Source organism: Staphylococcus sp. HMSC36A10 (assembly GCF_001838845.1).
GTDB classification, from domain to species: domain Bacteria; phylum Bacillota; class Bacilli; order Staphylococcales; family Staphylococcaceae; genus Staphylococcus; species Staphylococcus aureus.
This window is the reverse complement of sequence record NZ_KV839126.1, coordinates 195,266-217,116: the sequence shown is the minus strand read 5'-3', so window position 1 is coordinate 217,116 and position 21,851 is coordinate 195,266. Positions and strand designations below refer to the sequence as shown.

Below are 21,851 nucleotides of genomic sequence, written 5' to 3'. Positions count from 1 at the left end.
AGTCAGCTTACAATAATGTGCAAGTTGGGGTGGGCCCCAACACAGAGAATTTCGAAATGAAATTCTACAGGCAATGCAAGTTGGGGTGGGGCCCCAACATAGAAGGTGACGAAAAGTCAGCTTACAATAATGTGCAAGTTGGCGGGGCCCCAACACAGAAGCTGACGGAAAGTCAGCTTACAATAATGTGGAAGTTGGGGTCAGACGACGAAATAAATTTTGCGAAAATATCATTTCCGTCCCACCTCACTCAAAATAAATTTCACTATCCGTAAAATAAACAACTAACTATTTAAGTATCATCTCTCCCCTAATTAACAATTATAAAAATAAGAACCAATATTCGAGACAACCTAATTAATTGTGTTGTCTGTCATACTGGTTCATTTTTGTTTGACTAAATACTACTTATCATTAGCATTATTTTGTTTATTTGTTGTTGATTGGCTATTTTGTTGTGGTGCTTGTGGTTTTGCTTGCTGATTTGATTGATTGTTTTGTTGATTATTATTTGGCTTTGGTGTTGGTTGTTGCGGCTGTGGTTTAGGCTGAGCTGGTTGTTTATTATCATCAGTTTTCTTCTGATTATCATCTGATTTATCTTGAGATGCTTTGTCATCCTTATCTTTCGACTCATCCTTTGATGCTTTATCATCATTCTCTTCTTTAGCAGGACGTTGCTTTGTAGGTGCTTGTTGCTGAGGTGGCACATATTGATATTGATTCTGCTGTGGCAATTGCTGATATTGGTTTGCTTGTGAATCTAGCTCATTCTGCTCTTTTTCCTCTTGTTGCTTTTTCTTTCTCTCTTTTTCTGCATTTTCTTTTTGACGCTTTTCTTTTTGTTCCTGCTTTTGTTCGTTCAACATACGTTCTTTAGCTTTATTCGAATGATCTACATATGCAAAAATTGCAAATACTAATCCTCCGAGTAATAGCAATACCGTCGCAATGCTAACTACTTTCGCTGTTGTACTCATTTTCTTCTTACTTCCATCTTCATTTTTATTGTAGTCGTAATTTTGATTCGACATACTCTCCCTCACTTCAAACTAATTTAAATATAGAAATTATCACGCAACCATTAACATTTTCACAACTAATTTGCTTACCTAGTTTCTACAAATATTAATAAACATTTACTCTTTTTGCCTTCTTCAACTTAAAACTGCCTTCACTATTACTCACTCGTAAATCGGATTCATTTTTACAAAGAAATAGTAGTCTTATATATCTTAACATTTAATAACTAAATCAAACATATTTTGAGCCTTTTTTTGAAAATTAACATTTTAACCTTTTTGATTTTACAACAAATTATAGCTACGTATTGAAAATTAAAGCATTGGTTTAAGTGTTGTGTTAAAAGTTTTTATGTTTAGATTGTTATATTACTATGTATTCTTAAATTTGTTTAAAAAATTAATGCTTTAAATTGATGTATAATGGGAATAAGAAATAAATAAAAACGACCCGCACGATTAACGTACGGGTCCACTACTAAAGGGAGTCAAATTTTTACCTTCGTTTGTATCATGCAGCGTTTTACACATACTTTTAAGAGATGTTTATTCGTTATCGAAGGTACACCTTTATTATAACTTATATCATTTTTATTAAAATACAATTCAAAAAAAGTTATTGACATATTATTGTCTAAATAATGTATAACCTTTGAACAACAATAATGATTATTAAATAGTAACTAAATACAAAATTACATGGGGTGAATGATAATGAAACAATACTTAATTACTGGTGGGACTGGTATGGTTGGATCTCAATTAGTTAATGAAATTAAAAAATCAGATTCACATATCACGATATTAACGCGACACGACCAAATTTCAAATGATAAGAAAATTTCATATGTCAACTGGGCTAAATCTGGGTGGGAACACAAAGTTCCTCAAAATATCGATGTGGTCATCAACTTAGCAGGTGCTACACTGAATAAACGATGGACACCGGAATATAAACAAACGCTAATGCTAAGTAGAATTCAATCTACGCAAGCTTTATATGAATTGTTTAAATCACGTAATAAAGCACCTAAAGTTTTATTTAATGCTAGTGCCACTGGTTACTATCCTCCTGATTTATTTATGAGTTACACAGAAGTTTATAAAACTTTACCATTTGATTTCTTGTCAGATATTGTGTATCAATGGGAACGTTTCGCACAACAATTTGAACAATTAGGTACGCGAGTTGTCATCGGTCGTTTCGGTATGATTTTATCGAATGAAGGCGGTGCGTTACAAACAATGAAACTACCATACAAATATTACATTGGTGGTAAATTAGGTTCTGGTCAACAATGGTATTCATGGATTCATATCAATGATTTAATTCAAGCTATTTTATTTTTAATAAATAACGAGTCAGCTAGTGGTCCGTTTAATTTAACTGCACCTATACCTGAGCGTCAAAATTTATTTGGCTACACTTTAGCAAGAGCTATGCATAAGCCCCATGAAACTTGGGCACCAAGTCTTGCAATGCGTCTCATACTTGGTCAAATGTCAACAGTAGTATTGGATACTCAAAAAGTATTACCTAATAAAATTCAAGCATTGGGATTCCAATTTAAATATAGTAATTTAAAAATGGCACTTGAAGATTTAATTAAAGAATAATCAATACCATTAATGAGCATTAGAAACAACATATGTACTAAATGTAATGTCTAGAGCGACTTACAAACAAAGGATTGAAATGTTCCTTTCAATGTCTACTTTGAAGGGAACATTTCATATAGTTACGGTTCAACTAGCTTCATTCAATCATATTTCCGCTCAAAGTATAGTAAACAATTTATTGACACCTCGGTTTACTCATACAAAAAGAGCAGACTGCTTAGTCTACTCTTTACTTTGAATTATTTTGTTTCAGGTACCATCACTTCATCAATTAAGCCATATTCTTTAGCTTCTTCTGCAGTTAAGAAGTTATCACGATCTGTGTCTTTTTGTATTTTTTCAATACTTTGACCAGTACGCTCTGATAAAATGCGGTTTAATTTTTCACGTGTTTTTAAAATGTGATTTGCAGCAATTTCGATTTCAGTTGCTTGTCCTTGAGCACCACCTAATGGTTGGTGAATCATTACTTCTGCATTTGGTAACGCGAAACGTTTACCTTTTGCACCAGCTGCTAATAAGAATGATCCCATTGATGCAGCCATACCGATACAAATTGTTTGAACATCAGGTTTAATGTGTTGAATTGTATCATAAATCGCAAAACCAGCTGTTACACTTCCACCTGGTGAATTAATGTATAAATAAATATCTTTCTCTGAGTCTTGCGCTTGTAAGAATAATAACTGTGATACGATTGAATTTGCTACGTTGTCATCAATTTGTGAACCTAACATAATAATACGGTCTTTTAATAAACGTGAGTATATATCATATGCACGTTCACCGCGGTTTGTTGTTTCAATAACTGTAGGAATTAAATTCATCTATATTTCCTCCTTGTAATAACTGTTACTCATTATTTTACATATTAAGTCAAATTTGGTCAAACACTTTGACTTTAAATAGTTACATTGTTTGACGCTTTTCTCTTTCCTTTGTAAACTGATAATATCTATTTTAGATTGTACTTATTTTACTTCTCATAGTACAGAGATATGATTACATATTTGCTCCTTGTGGTGTAATGGATAACACGTAAGATTCCGGTTCTTAAGATAGGGGTTCAATTCCCTTCAAGGAGGCTGTTTTAATAAAATACAATACTTTTCAATACTGAGAATCCCGCAATGTCGGGATTCTTATTTATGCTGATTTTGTTTTTGTCTATGATCAGGGACTTTCAGGGACTCAATTAATTATCACATTCATATTTTCTTATGACCAAATTGATACATATGATGCTATTTAATGAGAAAATTAGGCATCACTTGGTTATTGAATTTCCTTCATTAAACTTTCCAGCTCAATTTAATAGTTAGTCGACTATTATTCATTAAACACTTTTTAATCATAAAAAAGTGTTTTTGATAATTCACTACCAAAAACACCTTCTTACTTATAATTCTATTTGTTCACCATTTCTAATCTTATCGGCTAAATCATTCAGTTTTCTTAATCGGTGATTTACACCTGATTTTGAAATTGGACCAGTTGATACCATTTCTCCAAGCTCTTTCAACGAAATTTCTTGATGTTCTACTCGAATTCTAGCAATCTCTCTCAACCTGTCTGGTAAATTTTCAATACCAATTTCTTTATCAATCAATTTAATGCTCTCAACTTGTTTCATCGCAGCACTAACTGTTTTATTTAGATTGGCCGTTTCACAATTAACGAGTCGGTTAACAGAATTACGCATATCTCTTACAATACGTACGTCTTCAAATTTTAATAACGCTTGATAGCCACCTATCAAACTAAGAAAATCCGAAATCTTTTCCGCTTCTTTTAAATACGTAATACTTCCTTTTTTTCGCTCTAAATGTTTGGCATTCAACTCATAACTATTCATTAGTTTCGTTAAGCCTTCTGCATGACTCTCATTTTGAGAAAAAATTTCCAAATGGTACGAAGATGTTTCAGGGTTATTCACTGAGCCACCTGCCAGAAAAGCTCCTCTCAAGTAACTGCGTCTCATTTCGTCATCTTGAATCATTGAATGATCAATTTCATGCGTAAAAATGCCGTCTTTTAAAATTCCTAATTCATCAAGAATTTCTTTCGCTTTCATCTTTGTACGACAAATATAAATATTATTTTTTTTAAGTTTCATTTTTTTACGGACTAATATTTCAACTTCCACATTAAAGACACGTTTAATCAACGAATAAATACGTCTTGCCGTTGTTGCATTTTCCGTTTGAACATTTATAACAAATTGTTGATTTGAAAGACTAAGTGCACCATTCATTCGAATCAGTGCACTGAGCTCTGCTTTTGCATTCATTTCATCGACGTCTATTCTAGTTAATTCATTTTTCATTTCTGATGCAAAGCTCATCGTACAGTCATTCCTTTCTTATTTAAAACATGATTCACCTTAGAACCACTGTCTATTTTCATTTTTTTACACAGCTCTATTATCATATCATAATATGATTACGTTCTATATTATTTACGTTTATCACTTGGTACGAAAGGAATAGTACTAATTAATTCTAAAGCTATGTCATAAATCATTGTCGATAACACTTTAGTATTATGTCTTACTAAATGATTTTCAGAAATTTCAACTAAATTTGAAGATGTTTTTACATTTATGCTTTCTTTTTCAAGTTCAGCCTTATTAACTTCAACTGGTTTAGAATGTTTTTCTTCATATTTTTTCAAAACTTGAGCATTGAAAGTTTGTGTACTACAAATGACATAATCAATAAACGGTTGTCCAGCTTGTCTATGAATCGCGTCGATATGATCTTTCACGCTATAACCATCTGTTTCCCCAGGTTGCGTCATCACATTAGAAACATATAGCTTAGGCGCATCAGAATGAATTAATGCATCTGAAATACCATTGACACATAAGTTAGAAATAACGCTCGTATATAATGACCCTGGTCCAAGAACGATTAAATCTGCTTCCCTTAAAGCATCGATTGCTTCTTCCATTGGTTGCACATCGTTAGGTTCTAAAAACACACGATCAATTTTTTTATGTTTTTTAGGAATATTTGTTTCTCCAAAAACAATTTCTCCATCTTCCATAACAGCATTTAATTGCACACTTGTATTTGTAGATGGAATGACTCTACCTTTAATATTTAAAATTTTACTTAATGCTTTAATGGCATGTCCGAAATCATTCGTAATATTAGTCATACCTGCGATTAATAAATTACCTAATGAGTGACCGCTAATTTGATTTTCTTCAAAGCGATACTGAAAAAGTTGGCTTAAAACTGACTCAGAATCACTTAAAGCTGCAATCACATTTCTGATGTCTCCTGGTGCTGGTATATCCATTTCATCTCTGATTTTCCCTGTACTCCCACCATTATCAGCAACTGTTACAATCGCCGTAATATCAATTGGGAATTCTCTTAATCCCCTAGCCATAACTGATAAGCCAGTGCCACCACCGATAAGTACAACTTTTATTTGTCTCATTTTTTCTCGCCACTTTCAATATGTGCGTCCCTATGATGCACATAAACATTATATTCAAATACTTCATTTAGATAATTACCTAGTCGTTCTGCTAATGCTACAGATCGATGTTGTCCACCCGTACAACCGATGGCAATTACTAATTGAGATTTCCCTTCTTTTTTATACCCGGGTATCATAAAATCTAACAAATCAGTTAATTTTTCAAAGAAAATCTCCGTCTCTTTCCATTTCATAACATAATTATAAACGTCTTTATCTAATCCTGTTAAAGGTCTTAAATCTACTACATAATATGGATTTGGTAAAAATCGTACATCAAATACTAAATCTGCATCCATCTGAATCCCATGTTTAAAACCGAAACTTGTGACATTAATTGTAAAAGTTTCAAACTCTTCATCTTCATAGTATCGACGAATGCGTTCTTTTAATTCTTTAGGTGATAACTTTGTAGTATCTATAACAAAATTAGCTATACTTCTAATTTGAGACAAATGCTCTCGCTCATCATTAATTGCATTGATTAACGATCTTTTACCTTGTTCCATCAAAGGATGTGCACGACGCGTTTCCTTATATCTTGAAATTAATTTTTCAGTACTTGCTTCTAAAAACATAACATCAATGATGACGTCACTTTCACTTTTGACTTTATCCACTACTGCAACTAATGAATTAAATAGTTCCTTACCTCTTAAATCAATTGCAATTGCCACTTTTCTTAAGGATGGATTTCCTTGTTCCATCAACTCTACAAATTTAGGCAATAACACTGGTGGTAGATTATCTACACAAAAATATCCCATGTCTTCTAAACATTGAATAACCAAAGATTTACCTGCGCCAGATAAACCTGTTACAACTAATAGTTCACTTTTACTTTTTTCTTTTTCATTATTATCCATTATTTTTTCACCGCCAAAACGAATTTCATGATGTTAATTTAAATGTTCTATGACAAAATTAAGCAACGATGTTTTATATTTATTTCCAACTATGTCTAGATTAAATTTCTAAAAATATACATCATTTAAAGGAGCTTGGGACATAAATCAATGTCCTAGGGTCTATAATATTATATTGGCAGTATTTGACTGAATGAAAATGCGCTTACAACAAGCTTTTTTCAACTCTAGTCAGGGGCCCCAACACAGAGAATTTCGAAAAGAAATTCTACAGGCAATGCGAGTTGGGGTGTGGGCCCCAACACAGAGAATTTCGAAAAGAAATTCTACAGACAATGCGAGTTGGGGTGTGGGCGCCAACATAGAGAAATTGGATTCCCAATTTCTACAGACAATGCAAGTTGGCGGGGCCCCAACACAGAAGCTGACGAAAAGTCAGCTTACGATAATGTGCAAGTTGGGGTGGGACAACGATAAAGTAATACTTTTTCTATAGAAATTAGTATTTCTTATGCATGAGTTTTACTCATGTATTCCTATTTTTAAGTACACATTAGCTGTGGCTAATGTGTAAGAACCACTACATAATAAATCATTAGTGGCTCTTTATCATTTCTGTCCCACTCCCATAAAGTTATAAGTTTAATATAACATATAAAAAAACTAGAACTCATTGAAACGCACAAATGATACGTACTAAGTTCTAGTTTTCTATATAATTTGCTTTAATTTAAAAGTAAGACATTATTTTAACGCTGTGATGACACTATTAAAATAAATATCCAAATAATTTACAGCTCAACATCTTAATTCGACTTCGAATTAAGCTTGATCGTTTAAATGTTCAATATATTCCGCTGCACTTTGCGCTGCAATACTACCATCGCCAGTAGCAGTGACAATTTGGCGTAAACCTTTGTCGCGAACATCTCCTGCTGCAAAAATACCTGGTACTGATGTTGTCATATCATCTTTTGTTACAATATAACCAACATCATTTGTAATACCTAAGTCTTTAAATGGCGCTGTTAATGGTTTCATACCAATATAGATGAATACACCATCAGCCTCGTGTGTTTCTTCTGAACCATCTTTTGTAGACGTTAATGTCACAGAACCCACTTTGCCGTCTTTTTCATTAATTGATTTCAAAGTATGACTCCAAATAAAGTCGATTTTATCATTTTTGAATGCTCTATCTTGTAAAATACGCTGTGCACGTAACTCATCACGACGGTGAACGATTGTTACTTTGTCAGCAAATTTAGTTAAGAATGTTCCCTCTTCTACTGCTGAATCACCACCACCGATAACGAATAGGCGTTTATTTTTAAAGAATGCACCATCACATACTGCACAATAACTTACACCGCGTCCACCAAGTTCTTGTTCACCCGGAACACCAATTTTCTTGTATTCTGCACCTGTAGCAATAATAACCGCTTTCGCTGTTAATTCTTTATTACCAAAGTTAATCACTTTATATTCGCCTTTATCTTCTACAGATTTAATATCTCCATATTGATAAACTGCACCAAACTTTTTAGCGTGTTCAAACATTTTTGTAGATAAATCTGGACCTGTAATCATTTCGAAACCAGGGAAGTTCTCTACTTCTTCTGTATTAGCCATTTGACCGCCTGGAATACCTCTTTCAATCATAACTGTTTTTAAATTAGCACGTGATGCGTATACTGCAGCAGTCATACCAGCTGGACCTGCACCGATAATTGCTATATCAAAATCTATTTCAGTCATTTTATTAACGCCTCCTCATTATTAATCATTATGCGCATTATATAATAAATCTAACTTTTCATAAATCTATATGCTCAAGAGAAATTCAATCATTTTGTTCAGTTTATATTGTGTTATGCCTAACCATGTTGTAATTTGCTTCTTTGTAACGTTTCGAGGTTGATTTTTAAAATACAAATAAATAAACGCACCGATATATGGCTCAACATCAGTTAAATCTACTTTTTCAGCAATTATGAGTTCACCTTGATTAATCCATGCAACCATTACATCATTTTCACTTACAAATAATTCATTATGGTAAAGCGTTAATAAGCCGCGATGAATGAAGTCTAATTTATTGAGCGTTAAACCTTGAACTAAATACGTTAAATACAATTTCTCATAATTATTTAGATTTTCCAGAACCTGCCAAATACTTTCCGTCATCACAATTTCTTTACCATTTAATTGATCCAATAAAAAAATACCATATAAACGATAATGACTGTCATCACTTTGAAGTAATGGCAAAATATGTTGGTCAAAAACTTCTTTGCTATTTTCAATTACCCAAGGCGCATGTCCAATTTCCACTTTAGAAATTTGCTTCAATTTATCCCAGTAGTAATGACTTTCGTCTTCTTCACCTAAATAATAATAATTATATGCTAAAGCATTGTACATTTGAATTGATAAAAATTTCCCTTTTTTATATAAAGGGTACAACAATTGTTGTGATGCACGATACTGCTTTAAATAACTTAATACAATACCTAATTTAAAACTTTCATCGTCATTCATAGGTACAACTTTGTTTAATATTTTTAAATATTTTTGATATTGTTCATTTTCCTTAGTGTTATAAAGTAGCAAAGTATAATGGCATAATGCATATATATCTGTACTATCCTCTTGTAATAGTGCTTCGTACAATGCTTTAGCCGTATCATATTCACCGAGATATAAATAACACATTGCCAATAAATTACGTACTACACGATGATCTTGAACTTCTTGTGGTTGATGTAAGACATAATTCTTTGCATCTTTTAATCGACCTTGAGAAAAAAGATATTGGAATAGTATTTGAACTACAAACAATTGAGCTTCAAGTTCAATTTGTTCTTCACTTTGATATTTCACATCAAACATTTGATCTAATTCATCTCTATAATCTTGGTCGTCGCTAACAATAACATAATTAATACCAAACAAGAATGCCTTGTTTGGTTCGTTAACTTCAATGTTGAGCTGACTCAATTCATAAAAGCTATCTTCTAGATGCCTATTATAAATAATATTGTCATAAAATAAATGTTCTGCTTTTTTAGCAATACCAAGTTGCACTAGACATTGTGCATAATCAATTTGAATTTCCAGATCATCAGGTGACAATTCTAACACTTTTTCAAAGTATTCAGCAGCTCGTTTATATTCTCTTTGTTTAAACTTCTGTTTAGCCATTTTACGATAAAATGCATCATCAAAAGTCATTGGAATTACATTATTATTCTTTTGCGCCATAAAATTGTCACCTCCTAATCATTTTTATATACATAGGGTTGCCATATGCAAATCCATTATCCGGTATATCTTTTGAAACAACCGTACCAGCTGCAACTTTTACATTGTCACCAATCGTTATACCGGGTAAAATGGTAGCATTTGCACCAATCAAAGTGTTAGATCCTATCGTCACTGGTCCATAACGAAATTCATCAACTAATGCTTCATGCGTCAAAATTGTTACATTGTAACCAATAACACTGTTACTACCAATCGTAATCAGTTCTGGGTAAAAAATATCTAACATTACTTTATAAGCTATCGACGATTGATTACCGATATTAATATTTAAAAGTTGTTTATATATATGTCTTTTCAGTACCATACTTGGAATAAATTTCGAAAATTCAATGATAATTACATTCTTAAAAACTTTCGAAAATTTAACAAGACGGTATACACGCCATAAAGGGTTTGTATGATGATGTGTTTTTGATAAAAATTTCCTCAAACTATCACTACTTCACTTTTTTTGTTGGCCATGGAAGCGCCCCAACTTTGCTATACAACGGTGGATTATACTTAATCCTTCTATATACAATTAAACTTATACTTATTAAAATTAAAAGAATTGATACTAATTGTGCAACTCTAATATTACTTGTGAGCATTAAGCTATCTGTACGTAATCCTTCTATAAAGAATCGACCAATTGAATACCAAGTTAAATATAAAAAGAATGTTTCTCCTAATTTTAAATGTTTACGAATATTAACTAAGATAATAAATCCAGCGACATCCCAAATGGATTCATATAAGAATGTTGGATGATAATATTGGCCGTTAATATACATATTTTCTATTATAAAATTTGGCAAATGTAATTGTTCTAAAAAAGCGCGTGACACAGGTCCACCATGTGCCTCGTGATTCATAAAGTTACCCCAGCGTCCAATTCCTTGCGCTAAAATTATACTTGGCGCAACGATATCACCAATTTGAAATGGGTTTAAATTTTTCACTTTACATACAATAACACCAGCAATAAAGCCACCTATTAAACCACCATGTATTGCTATTCCACCATGCCATATTTTAATAATTTCACTTGGATTTTCCGCGTAATATGGCCATTGGAAAATCACAAAATAGATTCGTGCCGCGATAAATCCAAATAGTGCACTATAAAAAATAATATCTACTAAAGTATCTTTATGTAATCCTGCTTTAACTAGTGCACGTTGTGCAACAAAGTAACCAAGTAATATTCCGACAGCAATGATAATTCCATACCATCGTACACTCAGTGGTCCTAAGTTAAATGCCACAGGATCTATATAGTTAAATACAATACCCATTCAACCTACTCCTCACTCTTATGACTGTTCTTGATAATTTCTTCATTTAATCTTTCACTAAATTCTTCGGCCGTGTTAATGCCCATGATATTTAATCGATAGTTCATTGCAGCGACCTCAATAATTACCGCAACATTTCTACCAGGTCTTACAGGTATTGTTTTTTTAGTGATTTCAGTATCTAAAATACTTAGCGTCTCTTCATTAAGACCTACACGGTCATATAACTTTTGCTTGTTCCAGTTTTCCAAATTAATATTTAATCTAATTCGTTTTTCAGTTAATATTGAACCCGCGCCAAATAAAGTCATAACATTGATAATACCTAGTCCACGTATTTCTAATAGATGTTCTATTAACTTTGGTGGTTTCCCTATTAGTTCATCTTTATTAATTTGACGTATTTCTACATTATCATCTGCTACTAATCTATGCCCACGTTTAACTAATTCCAACGCAGTCTCACTTTTACCTATTCCTGAATCACCGGTAATTAGTACACCAACACCGTAAACATCTACTAAAACACCATGTAAAGATGTCGTCTTTGCAAGTGCATGCTCTAAAAACGTTGTTAAGCGACTCATTAAACTTGTAGTCGCATCTTTAGCAACTATAAGTGGGGTATTTAATTCTTTTGCAGCTTCAACTAATTCTTCTGGTGGCTGCAATCCACGTGTCACAATAATTGCAGGCGTTTCTGGTCTGCATAGTTTACGCATACGACCTGCGCGATCCTTATCTGGTAATAAATTGTAAAACGATAGTTCCGTTGTTCCTAATAGTTGTATTCTATCTGACGCATAATGTGAAAAATACCCTGCCATCTCTAAGCCCGGTCTTGATATATCAGCATTTTTAATTGGCTTCGATAGTCCTTCTTCACCAGCGATTAAATCTAACTTTAATGTTTCAACTAGTTTTTCTGTCGTTAACATGGGTTCACCTCAATTGTATTTATCCCTACTCTTACATCTCTTCTTATCATATCAAAAATATAACACCAATCTACATTGAAAAGCTAAAATAAATATTAATTGTTCATTATTGTTATTATTTTACAAGTCAATATCAATCATTAATTTATTGCTTGCTTAATTTACATGGTTCATATCGCCATAAAAGTCCGAGCCATAAATCAATGACCTAAGCTCTACAATGATATATTGGAATTAGGTGGCGGGGCCCCAACATAAAGAAATACTTTTTCTTTAGAAATTAGTATTTCTTATGCATGAGTTGCACTCATGCATTCCTATTTTTTAAGTACACAATAGCTGTGGCTAATGACAAAGAACCACTACATAATAAATCATTAGTGATTCTTTATCATTTCTGTCCCACTCCCAGTTCGATTTATGTTTAACTACTCTAGATTGACCCTATCTTAACATAATTCTTTTTACGCATCTTTTCTTTCTACTATTCATTACTAAATTAATAAAAAGAAGCGAAGGATAAATTTATAACATCCTTCACTTCTTTTAATCTTATTTATCTTCAGTATTTTGTTTATCTCGTTCAAGTACTTCTTTTAAATACTTTCCTGTATATGATGACTTTGTCTGAGCAATATCTTCGGGTGTGCCAGTCGCAACAATAGTACCACCTCCACTACCACCTTCAGGACCTAAGTCGATAATATAGTCTGCTGTTTTGATAACATCTAGGTTATGTTCAATAATTACAACAGTATCACCATTTTCAACTAATCGGTTTAATACTTTTAATAATCTACTAATATCGTCAACATGTAACCCTGTTGTCGGTTCATCTAGGATATAAATAGATTTACCAGTTGAACGTTTATGAAGTTCAGATGCAAGTTTCACACGTTGAGCCTCACCACCTGATAACGTTGTAGCTTGTTGACCTAATGTGACGTATCCAAGACCAACATCAACTAGTGTTTGTAACTTGCGCTTAATCTTAGGAATATTTTCAAAAAATTGTGTTGCTTCTTCAACAGTCATTTCTAAAATGTCAGCAATATTTTTACCTTTGTAAGTAACCTCTAGTGTCTCACGATTATATCGTTTACCATCACACACTTCACAAGGAACATAAACATCAGGTAAAAAATGCATTTCAATTTTAATAATACCGTCACCTTTACAAGCTTCACAGCGTCCACCTTTTACATTAAAACTAAAACGCCCTTTTTGATATCCTCGAATTTTAGCTTCATTTGTTTGCGCAAACACATCACGTATATCATCAAACACACCAGTATATGTTGCTGGATTAGAGCGTGGCGTTCTACCTATCGGTGATTGATCAATATCAATAATTTTATCAAGTTGATCAATACCTTCAATCTTATCGTACAATCCTGGCTTTACTTTAGATTTATTAATTTTTTGAGCTAATGATTTGTATAATACTTCATTTACTAATGAGCTTTTACCAGAACCTGATACACCTGTAACAACCGTCATGATTGATAGTGGTATGTCCACATCAACCCCTTTAAGATTGTTGCTTCTAGCTCCACGTATAGAAATTTTACGATCTGAAGCCGGTCTGCGATATTCAGGTACTTCAATACGTTTCTTACCACTCAAGTATTGTCCTGTTAATGATTTTTTATCTTTCATTACCTTTTGAGGAGTACCACTAGACACAATCTGCCCTCCATGTTCACCAGCACCAGGACCTATATCCACTAAGTAATCAGCCGCACGCATTGTATCATCATCGTGTTCAACTACAATTAAAGTATTTCCTAAATCTCTCATTTCTTTAAGTGTATTAATTAATCGATCATTATCTCTTTGATGCAGTCCAATTGATGGCTCATCTAATACATATAAGACACCAGTCAAACGCGACCCAATTTGCGTTGCCAATCGAATACGTTGTGCTTCACCACCTGAAAGTGTACCTGAAGCTCTGTTTAGCGTTAAATATTCAAGTCCCACATTATTTAAAAAAGTGAGTCGGGAAATAATTTCTTTCAATATTTGATTTGCAATCGCTTGATCTTGTTCTGACAAATCAATGTTTTTATAATAGTTCAGCGCTTGACTGATTGAGTATTCGACTACTTCACCAATATTTAAACCACCTACATAAACAGATAAAGCTTCACGACTCAATCGCTTTCCATGACAAGTTTCACAAGGTAGTTCGGTCATATATTTACTCATCATTTCACGTGTATATTCTGAAGGAGATTCATGGAATCGTCTACTTATATTAGGAACTACACCCTCGAAAACCATTGTTCGCTTTCTAGTACCGCCTTGACGTTGTGTAAATGTAAATTCAATTTCTTTGTCACCCGAACCATACAATAATATATCACGTTGACGTTCTGTTAACTTTTTAAAAGGTTTATCCATATTGATTTTATAAACTTCACAAACACGTTTTAACAATGTTGGATAAAAATCAGAACTCGTCGGTATCCAAGGTTCTATTGCACCTTCGTTTAGCGTCTTATCTTTGTCGGGAACAACCAAGTCTACATCGACTGTTAACTTTTGGCCTAAGCCATCACATGTCGGACAAGCACCAAAAGGACTGTTAAAGCTAAACATTCTTGGTTCTAACTCTCCGATTGAAAATCCACATATAGGACAAGCATGGCTTTCTGAAAACTTAAGGTCTTCCCCGTCAATGACATCAACTGTTAATTGTCCTTCTGAAAGCTCTAACGCAGTTTCTATAGAGTCAGCTAGTCGTGTTTCAATTCCATCTTTAACAACTAATCGGTCTACAACAACTTCTATTGTATGATTCTTGTTCTTATCTAAAGTAGGTACATCATTTACATCAACAATTTCGCCATCGATTCTTAAACGTACATAACCTTTTTTACCAATATCTTCGATTAGCTTTTCATGACTACCTTTACGATGAGCGATGACAGGTGCTAATAATTGAATCTTTGTACGTGCCTCTAATTCCATAATGCGGTCAACCATTTGTTGTACTGTTTGCGATTCAATTTCTATATTGTGATTTGGACAGTAAGGTTTACCAACACGTGCATATAACAAACGTATATAATCATATATTTCTGTTACTGTTGCTACAGTTGATCTTGGATTTTTACTTGTTGTTTTTTGATCTATTGAAATTGCTGGCGATAATCCTTCAATTGTATCAACATCTGGTTTGTCCATTTGGCCTAAAAATTGACGCGCATAGGCACTTAATGATTCAACATAACGTCGTTGTCCTTCAGCATATATAGTATCGAATGCTAATGACGATTTACCTGACCCAGATAAACCTGTCATAACAATTAATTTATTTTTAGGTAGTTCGATATCAATATCTTTCAAGTTATGCGCACGAGCACCTTTTACTACTATGGATGGTTCTTTCATTTACTTGTCACCCTTCTGCTTTTAATTCAAATAACATATCTCTTAATTCTGTAGCTTTCTCGAAATCTAAATCTTTCGCTGCTTGTTTCATTTCTTTTTCTATATTGTCGATTGTCTTTTGACGTTCTTTTTTCGTCATCTTCTTAGGTATCACAGTTTGTGCTTTGTCATTATTTTCGTCATTTTCAACAGTAGCACTAATTAAATCATGTATTTTTTTATTAATTGTTTTAGGTGTAATACCATGTTTTTCATTATGTTTCATCTGTATTTCTCGACGACGTTGTGTCTCATCAATTGCATACTTCATCGAATCAGTCATTTTATCGGCATACATAATGACTTCACCTTTATCGTTACGCGCAGCTCTACCTATTGTTTGAATTAATGAGCGGTTAGAACGTAAAAACCCTTCTTTATCTGCATCTAATATGACAACTAGAGAAACTTCTGGTATATCAATACCCTCTCTTAATAAATTAATACCTACGATAACATCATATGTACCCATTCGTAAGTCTCTAATTATTTCGATTCGTTCTAATGTCTTGATTTCTGAATGCAGATAATTAACTTTAATACCCGCTTCTTTCATGTATGTGGTTAAATCTTCACTCATCTTTTTAGTGAGCGTTGTAACAAGTACGCGTTCATTACGCTCAACTCTTGTTTGAATTTCACTTAATAAATCGTCAATTTGATTTTCAGTAGGTCTAACCTCAATCTTAGGATCCAGTAAACCAGTAGGACGAATAATTTGTTCAACCATCTTATCCGTATGTTCAATTTCGTATGGTCCAGGCGTTGCAGATACATACACAAGTTGTTTTGTCTTTTCTTCAAATTCTTCAAATTTAAGTGGACGGTTATCTAATGCACTCGGTAATCTAAACCCATGATCCACCAAAACTTGTTTACGCGCTCTGTCTCCGTTATACATGCCTCGAACTTGCGGTAATGTCACATGTGATTCATCAATCATTACTAACCAATCATCGCCAAAGTAATCCAATAAAGTATATGGTGTCGAACCCAGTGGTCGCAAAGTTAAATGTACGGAATAGTTTTCAATTCCTGAACAGAATCCCATCTCTCGCATCATTTCTAAATCATAGTTGGTACGCTGTTCTAACCTTTGCGCTTCTAGTAATTTATTCTCATCTCGTAATTCTTTCAATCGTTCTTCCAATTCTTTTTCAATACGTTCAATCGCAACTTTCAACTTTTCTTCACGTGTTACGAAGTGAGAAGCTGGGAATATCGCAAAATGTTCTCTTTCTTTCAACACTTCACCTGTTAGGTAGTTAACTTCTCGGATACGGTCAATCTCATCGCCGAAAAACTCAACCCTTATACAAAGTTCTTCTTTAGAGGCTGGGAATATTTCCACTACATCACCACGCACTCGAAACGTTCCTCGTTGGAAATCGATGTCATTTCGTGTATATTGCACATCTACAAGTTTTCTAAGTAATTCACTTCTATCCATTTCCATACCAACTCGAACACTTACTACTAAATCTTTATATTCTTCAGGATTACCTAAACCATATATACAACTTACACTAGCAATAATAATTACATCATCGCGTTCAAATAATGCACTTGTAGCAGAATGTCGTAGTTGATCAATTTCATCATTGATTGAGGCATCTTTTTCAATAAAAGTGTCAGTAGACGGTACGTATGCCTCTGGTTGATAATAATCATAGTAACTTACAAAGTATTCCACCCTGTTTTCAGGAAAAAATTCTTTAAACTCACTATATAATTGTCCTGCTAATGTTTTGTTATGCGCGATAATTAACGTTGGTTTCCCAACTTCTTTAATAACATTACTCATCGTAAATGTTTTCCCTGTGCCAGTAGCACCTAATAAAGTTTGATGTCTTTTCCCCGCTTTAATACCTTCCACGATTTCTTTAATTGCTTGCGGTTGGTCACCTTGAGGCTCAAAATCAGAATGTATTTTAAAAGGATAATGTTCAACCATTGTCACATATGCCTCCTCTTTCAACGTATTATTTATATTTCCGCTCAACTCTTTGCTTTCTCATTACATATTTTAGCAAAGTAGTCACACAAAAAGCAAACGTTTGTTCGTAAAAATGTCGAACAAAGAAAAACAAACATAGTTGTGCTAACTATGCTTGCCTTAAATCAAATCGTTTATCTTGTTATTTTTAGTATGTAAATACACATTATATTAATCATCATTTTGTTTCAACAAATTTGTTTGAAACATTATTTTAAAGTTAATCTTAGCGATCTTCATCTTGATGTTTATGAAATTCGAGTTGATCTATAATTAAATAACCAGCTAATAATGACACTACATCAATAAAAATAATCCACTCGTTATGGAAATACTCTTTATAGATTGAGGCACCAATTAAAATTAATGTCAGAATAGTACCGACCCATTTACTTCTTGTTATTACACTAAATAATACTACCAAGACACATGGAAAGAATGCTGCGCTAAAATACCATATCATTCATTTTCCTCTTTTCTTTTATTTAAAATGTTCATGGTTGTTTCTCTTAATTCTGTTCTAGGTATAAAGTTTTCAGTCAACATTTCTGGAATGATATTATTAATAAAATCTTGTACAGATGCTAAATGGTCAAATTGAATAATTGTTTCTAGACTCATTTCATAAATTTCGAAAAATAATTCTTCGGGATTACGTTTTTGTATTTCTCCAAATGTTTCATAAAGCAAATCAATTTTATCAGCAACTGAAAGTATTTGGCCTTCTAATGAATCATCTTTACCTTCTTGCAGTCGTTGCTTATAAACATCTCTATATTGTAATGGAATTTCTTCTTCAATAAAGGTCTCTACCATTTCTTCTTCAACTTGCGAAAATAATTTTTTTAATTCACTACTCGCATATTTAACAGGTGTTTTTATATCACCAGTAAACACTTCGGCGAAATCATGATTTAATGCTTTTTCATATAAGCTTTTCCAATTAATCTTTCGTCCATGATATTCTTCAACTGTTGCTAGATATTGAGCAATTTTAGTTACTTTAAAGGAGTGTGCTGCAACATTGTGTTCAAAATATTTAAATTTTCCAGGTAATCTTATAAGTCTTTCCATATCTGATAATCTTTTAAAATATTGATGTACACCCATTTCAATTACCTCCTCCATTAATTAATCATAAATTATACTTTCTTTTTACATATCAATCAATTAAATATCATTTAAATATCTTCTTTATATAACTCTGATTAAATGATACCAAAAAATCCTCTCAACCTGTTACTTAAACAGGCTAAGAGGATAGTCTTGTCTTGATATATTACTTAGTGGATGTAATTATATTTTCCTGGATTTAAAATTGTTCTTGAAGATTTAACATTAAATCCAGCATAGTTCATTTCAGAAACAGTAATTGTTCCATTAGGGTTTACAGATTCAACAACACCAACATGTCCATATGGGCCAGCAGCTGTTTGGAAAATAGCGCCAACTTCTGGTGTTTTATCTACTTTAAATCCTGCAACTTTTGCTGCGTAATTCCAGTTATTTGCATTGCCCCATAAACTTCCTATACTTCTACCTAATTGTGCACGACGATCGAAAGCATAATATGTGCAGTTTCCATAAGCATATAAGTTCCCTCTGTTAGCAACTGATTTATTGTAGTTATGTGCAACAGGTACAGTTGGTACTGATTTTTGTACTTGAGCAGGTTTGTATGCTACATTAACTGTCTTAGCTACTGCTTGCTTAGGTGCTTGCTTAACTACTACTTTTTTAGACGCTTGTTGTACAGGTTGTTTTACTACCTTTTTAGCTTGGCTTGCTTTTCTTACTGGTGTTTTAACCGCTTTAGTTTGTTTCACTTTATTTTGAGGCACAAGTGAAATCACGTCACCAGGAAAAATTAAAGGTGTTACACCAGGATTGTATGAATATAATTGATTCAACGTTAAGTGATGCTCTAATGCAATCTTATATAATGAATCGCCAGCAACTACTGTATAAGTTGTCGGTGATTGCGTTTGTGCTTGAACATTTGATACATAATTATGTTGAACAGGTGTTTTTACTTGTGTGCCATGTTGTTGTGCATGTGCTGCATTATTTAAAGCTAAAAAAGCTAACACTGACGAAACCGTCACTGTAAGAGTTTTTTTCATCTTGCTGTCATTCCTTTGCTGTTAGTATTTTAAGTATGCAAATACTATAGCACAATACATTTTGTCAAAAGCTATTGTTATAACGATGTAATCAAATGGTTAACAATATAAAAAGAATACAACCTTTTATCATAGTGTAAAATGTATTCATACCATGTAATTGAGAACGTTTTCAACGATTAATTCAATACCTTGAAAATCGCCATAGGTAATATTACTAAATGCACACTGCATATGTTGTTTTAACAAATACAACTTTCAAAAAATATATTCTAACTCTATCTACCGAATTGTACTTAAATATTCATAAACAAATCATATTCCAAAATCTAATTTACAATTTATTTAGCTACCTTTAAAAAAACCAAAAAGCCTGAGACATAAATCAATGTTCAATGCTCTACAAAGTTATATTGGCAGTAGTTGACTGAACGAAAATACGCTTGTAACAAGCTTTTTTCAATTCTAGTCAACCTTGCCGGGGTGGGACGACGAAATAAATTTTTCGAAAATATCATTTCTGTCCCACTCCCTTAAAAAATATATTAATCGTGCGACATTGTCTGTCTTAAATATGATTCGATAAATGGTCCAATGTCTCCATCCATCACTGCATCAACCTTACCTGTCTCTTCGTTCGTACGATGATCTTTCACCATTGAGTATGGATGGAAAACATATGATCTAATTTGGCTTCCCCAGCCAATTTCTTTTTGTTCGCCACGAATTTCAGCCATTTCACGTGCCTGCTCTTCCAATTTTAATTGATATAATTTAGACTTTAACATTTTCATAGCTGCTTCACGGTTTTTAATTTGAGAACGTTCATTTTGGTTATTAACAACTATACCTGAGGGGTGGTGGGTAATTCGTATTGCTGATTCAGTTTTGTTAATATGCTGACCACCTGCACCAGAAGCTCTAAATGTATCAACTGTAATATCATCCGGATTGATTTCAATCTCTATTTCATCATTATTAAAATCTGGAATCACGTCACATGATGCAAATGATGTATGACGACGTCCTGATGAATCAAATGGAGAAATTCGTACTAGTCGGTGTACACCTTTTTCAGCTTTTAAATAACCATAAGCATTATGCCCTTTGATGAGCAATGTTACACTTTTAATCCCTGCTTCATCCCCAGGTAGATAATCAACAGTTTCAACTTTAAAGCCTTTCTTCTCACAATAACGTTGATACATTCTAAATAGCATATTAGCCCAATCTTGAGACTCCGTGCCACCTGCACCAGGATGTAACTCTAGAATTGCGTTATTGGCATCGTGAGGCCCATCTAATAATAATTGCAATTCGTATTCATCCACTTTAGCCTTAAAATTAATGACCTCTTGCTCTAAGTCTTCTTTCATTTCTTCATCAAATTCTTCTTGTAATAAATCCCAAGTAGCATCCATGTCATCTACTTCTGCTTGTAGTGTTTTATAACCATTAACTATTGCTTTTAACGCATTATTTTTATCTATAATATCTTGCGCTTTCGTTTGGTTATCCCAAAAATTAGGTTCTGCCATCATTTCTTCATATTCTTGAATATTAGTTTCTTTGTTCTCTAAGTCAAAGAGACCCCCTAATTTGTGTTAAATCTTGATTATACTTATCTATATTTCGTTTGATTTCTGATAATTCCATAGCATTCGCTCCTATTTATATTTCAATTCAAGTCATTGATTTGCATCTTTTATAATGCTAAATTTTAACATAATTTTGTTAAATAACAATGTTAAG

At 33.1% G+C, this 21,851-nt stretch carries 18 protein-coding genes; 1 reads left to right on the top strand and 17 read right to left on the bottom strand.

The window, feature by feature from the left end; translation table 11 throughout:
* Positions 1-404 precede the first annotated feature (404 nt).
* A complete protein-coding gene (locus HMPREF3247_RS11655; protein ID WP_000070826.1) occupies positions 405-1,034 on the bottom strand; it encodes a DUF4887 domain-containing protein in 630 nt (209 codons plus the stop codon).
* Positions 1,035-1,736: 702 nt separating this feature from the next.
* On the opposite strand from HMPREF3247_RS11655, the gene HMPREF3247_RS11650 reads away from it, so the two are divergent.
* Positions 1,737-2,639 (top strand): TIGR01777 family oxidoreductase, encoded by a 903-nt coding sequence (locus tag HMPREF3247_RS11650; protein ID WP_000816304.1) that lies wholly within the window; start codon positions 1,737-1,739, stop codon positions 2,637-2,639.
* A 242-nt stretch (positions 2,640-2,881) separates the two neighbouring features.
* Here HMPREF3247_RS11650 and clpP read toward each other — a convergent pair whose 3' ends face one another.
* The 16 genes from clpP to prfB form a co-directional block, all read right to left on the bottom strand.
* Entirely contained in the window at positions 2,882-3,469 is a 588-nt protein-coding gene (clpP, locus tag HMPREF3247_RS11645; protein ID WP_001049165.1) for an ATP-dependent Clp endopeptidase proteolytic subunit ClpP, read from the bottom strand.
* A gap of 572 nt (positions 3,470-4,041) precedes the next feature.
* Positions 4,042-4,986 (bottom strand): DNA-binding protein WhiA, encoded by a 945-nt coding sequence (whiA, locus tag HMPREF3247_RS11635; protein ID WP_000006551.1) that lies wholly within the window; start codon positions 4,984-4,986, stop codon positions 4,042-4,044.
* Positions 4,987-5,096: 110 nt separating this feature from the next.
* Positions 5,097-6,092 carry a YvcK family protein gene (locus HMPREF3247_RS11630; protein ID WP_001248939.1) on the bottom strand — a complete coding sequence of 332 codons (996 nt, stop codon included), beginning with the start codon at positions 6,090-6,092 and terminating at the stop codon, positions 5,097-5,099.
* Positions 6,089-7,000, bottom strand: coding sequence for an RNase adapter RapZ (gene rapZ / locus HMPREF3247_RS11625; RefSeq protein WP_000369722.1), 912 nt, complete (start codon positions 6,998-7,000; stop codon positions 6,089-6,091). Before rapZ ends, HMPREF3247_RS11630 begins: the two co-directional genes overlap by 4 nt.
* Before the next feature lie 822 nt (positions 7,001-7,822).
* Entirely contained in the window at positions 7,823-8,758 is a 936-nt protein-coding gene (trxB, locus tag HMPREF3247_RS11615) for a thioredoxin-disulfide reductase (protein ID WP_000134963.1), read from the bottom strand.
* Between the two features lie 66 nt (positions 8,759-8,824).
* The gene (locus tag HMPREF3247_RS11610) at positions 8,825-10,264 is read right to left on the bottom strand and encodes a tetratricopeptide repeat protein (protein ID WP_000057542.1); all 1,440 of its coding nucleotides are present in this window, start codon (positions 10,262-10,264) and stop codon (positions 8,825-8,827) included.
* Positions 10,265-10,271: 7 nt separating this feature from the next.
* Entirely contained in the window at positions 10,272-10,757 is a 486-nt protein-coding gene (locus HMPREF3247_RS11605; RefSeq protein WP_001224793.1) for an acyltransferase, read from the bottom strand.
* A gap of 7 nt (positions 10,758-10,764) precedes the next feature.
* Positions 10,765-11,604 carry a prolipoprotein diacylglyceryl transferase gene (gene lgt, locus HMPREF3247_RS11600; protein WP_000513305.1) on the bottom strand — a complete coding sequence of 280 codons (840 nt, stop codon included), beginning with the start codon at positions 11,602-11,604 and terminating at the stop codon, positions 10,765-10,767.
* 5 nt (positions 11,605-11,609) lie between these two features.
* Positions 11,610-12,542, bottom strand: coding sequence for an HPr(Ser) kinase/phosphatase (gene hprK, locus HMPREF3247_RS11595; RefSeq protein ID WP_000958224.1), 933 nt, complete (start codon positions 12,540-12,542; stop codon positions 11,610-11,612).
* A gap of 552 nt (positions 12,543-13,094) precedes the next feature.
* Positions 13,095-15,941, bottom strand: a complete 2,847-nt coding sequence (uvrA, locus tag HMPREF3247_RS11590) for an excinuclease ABC subunit UvrA (protein WP_000662681.1) — start codon at positions 15,939-15,941, stop codon at positions 13,095-13,097.
* Positions 15,942-15,948: 7 nt separating this feature from the next.
* Entirely contained in the window at positions 15,949-17,934 is a 1,986-nt protein-coding gene (gene uvrB, locus HMPREF3247_RS11585; protein WP_000229253.1) for an excinuclease ABC subunit UvrB, read from the bottom strand.
* A gap of 268 nt (positions 17,935-18,202) precedes the next feature.
* Positions 18,203-18,439, bottom strand: a complete 237-nt coding sequence (locus HMPREF3247_RS11580; protein ID WP_000638419.1) for a CsbA family protein — start codon at positions 18,437-18,439, stop codon at positions 18,203-18,205.
* Positions 18,436-19,086, bottom strand: a complete 651-nt coding sequence (locus HMPREF3247_RS11575; protein ID WP_000538141.1) for a YfbR-like 5'-deoxynucleotidase — start codon at positions 19,084-19,086, stop codon at positions 18,436-18,438. The genes HMPREF3247_RS11580 and HMPREF3247_RS11575 overlap by 4 nt, the downstream gene beginning before the upstream one ends.
* Before the next feature lie 173 nt (positions 19,087-19,259).
* Entirely contained in the window at positions 19,260-20,099 is an 840-nt protein-coding gene (locus HMPREF3247_RS11570) for a CHAP domain-containing protein (RefSeq protein WP_000753321.1), read from the bottom strand.
* 147 nt (positions 20,100-20,246) lie between these two features.
* A complete protein-coding gene (locus HMPREF3247_RS11565; RefSeq protein WP_072360986.1) occupies positions 20,247-20,354 on the bottom strand; it encodes a hypothetical protein in 108 nt (35 codons plus the stop codon).
* 290 nt (positions 20,355-20,644) lie between these two features.
* Positions 20,645-21,755, bottom strand: a protein-coding gene (gene prfB, locus HMPREF3247_RS11560) for a peptide chain release factor 2 (RefSeq protein WP_010956549.1) whose coding sequence is annotated in 2 segments (ribosomal slippage) — positions 20,645-21,682 and positions 21,684-21,755 — 1,110 coding nt in all. Because the reading frame shifts where the segments join, the coding sequence is not laid out codon by codon here.
* Positions 21,756-21,851: the final 96 nt, after the last annotated feature.

What these genes read in the sequence shown, in the direction of transcription:
- HMPREF3247_RS11655 (WP_000070826.1), bottom strand. Translation starts at nt 1,034, where the DNA reads ATGTCGAATCAAAATTACGACTACAATAAAAATGAAGATGGAAGTAAG.
- HMPREF3247_RS11650 (WP_000816304.1), top strand. Translation starts at nt 1,737, where the DNA reads ATGAAACAATACTTAATTACTGGTGGGACTGGTATGGTTGGATCTCAA.
- clpP (WP_001049165.1), bottom strand. Translation starts at nt 3,469, where the DNA reads ATGAATTTAATTCCTACAGTTATTGAAACAACAAACCGCGGTGAACGT.
- whiA (WP_000006551.1), bottom strand. Translation starts at nt 4,986, where the DNA reads ATGAGCTTTGCATCAGAAATGAAAAATGAATTAACTAGAATAGACGTC.
- HMPREF3247_RS11630 (WP_001248939.1), bottom strand. Translation starts at nt 6,092, where the DNA reads ATGAGACAAATAAAAGTTGTACTTATCGGTGGTGGCACTGGCTTATCA.
- rapZ (WP_000369722.1), bottom strand. Translation starts at nt 7,000, where the DNA reads ATGGATAATAATGAAAAAGAAAAAAGTAAAAGTGAACTATTAGTTGTA.
- trxB (WP_000134963.1), bottom strand. Translation starts at nt 8,758, where the DNA reads ATGACTGAAATAGATTTTGATATAGCAATTATCGGTGCAGGTCCAGCT.
- HMPREF3247_RS11610 (WP_000057542.1), bottom strand. Translation starts at nt 10,264, where the DNA reads ATGGCGCAAAAGAATAATAATGTAATTCCAATGACTTTTGATGATGCA.
- lgt (WP_000513305.1), bottom strand. Translation starts at nt 11,604, where the DNA reads ATGGGTATTGTATTTAACTATATAGATCCTGTGGCATTTAACTTAGGA.
- hprK (WP_000958224.1), bottom strand. Translation starts at nt 12,542, where the DNA reads ATGTTAACGACAGAAAAACTAGTTGAAACATTAAAGTTAGATTTAATC.
- uvrA (WP_000662681.1), bottom strand. Translation starts at nt 15,941, where the DNA reads ATGAAAGAACCATCCATAGTAGTAAAAGGTGCTCGTGCGCATAACTTG.
- uvrB (WP_000229253.1), bottom strand. Translation starts at nt 17,934, where the DNA reads ATGGTTGAACATTATCCTTTTAAAATACATTCTGATTTTGAGCCTCAA.
- HMPREF3247_RS11580 (WP_000638419.1), bottom strand. Translation starts at nt 18,439, where the DNA reads ATGATATGGTATTTTAGCGCAGCATTCTTTCCATGTGTCTTGGTAGTA.
- HMPREF3247_RS11575 (WP_000538141.1), bottom strand. Translation starts at nt 19,086, where the DNA reads ATGGGTGTACATCAATATTTTAAAAGATTATCAGATATGGAAAGACTT.
- HMPREF3247_RS11570 (WP_000753321.1), bottom strand. Translation starts at nt 20,099, where the DNA reads ATGAAAAAAACTCTTACAGTGACGGTTTCGTCAGTGTTAGCTTTTTTA.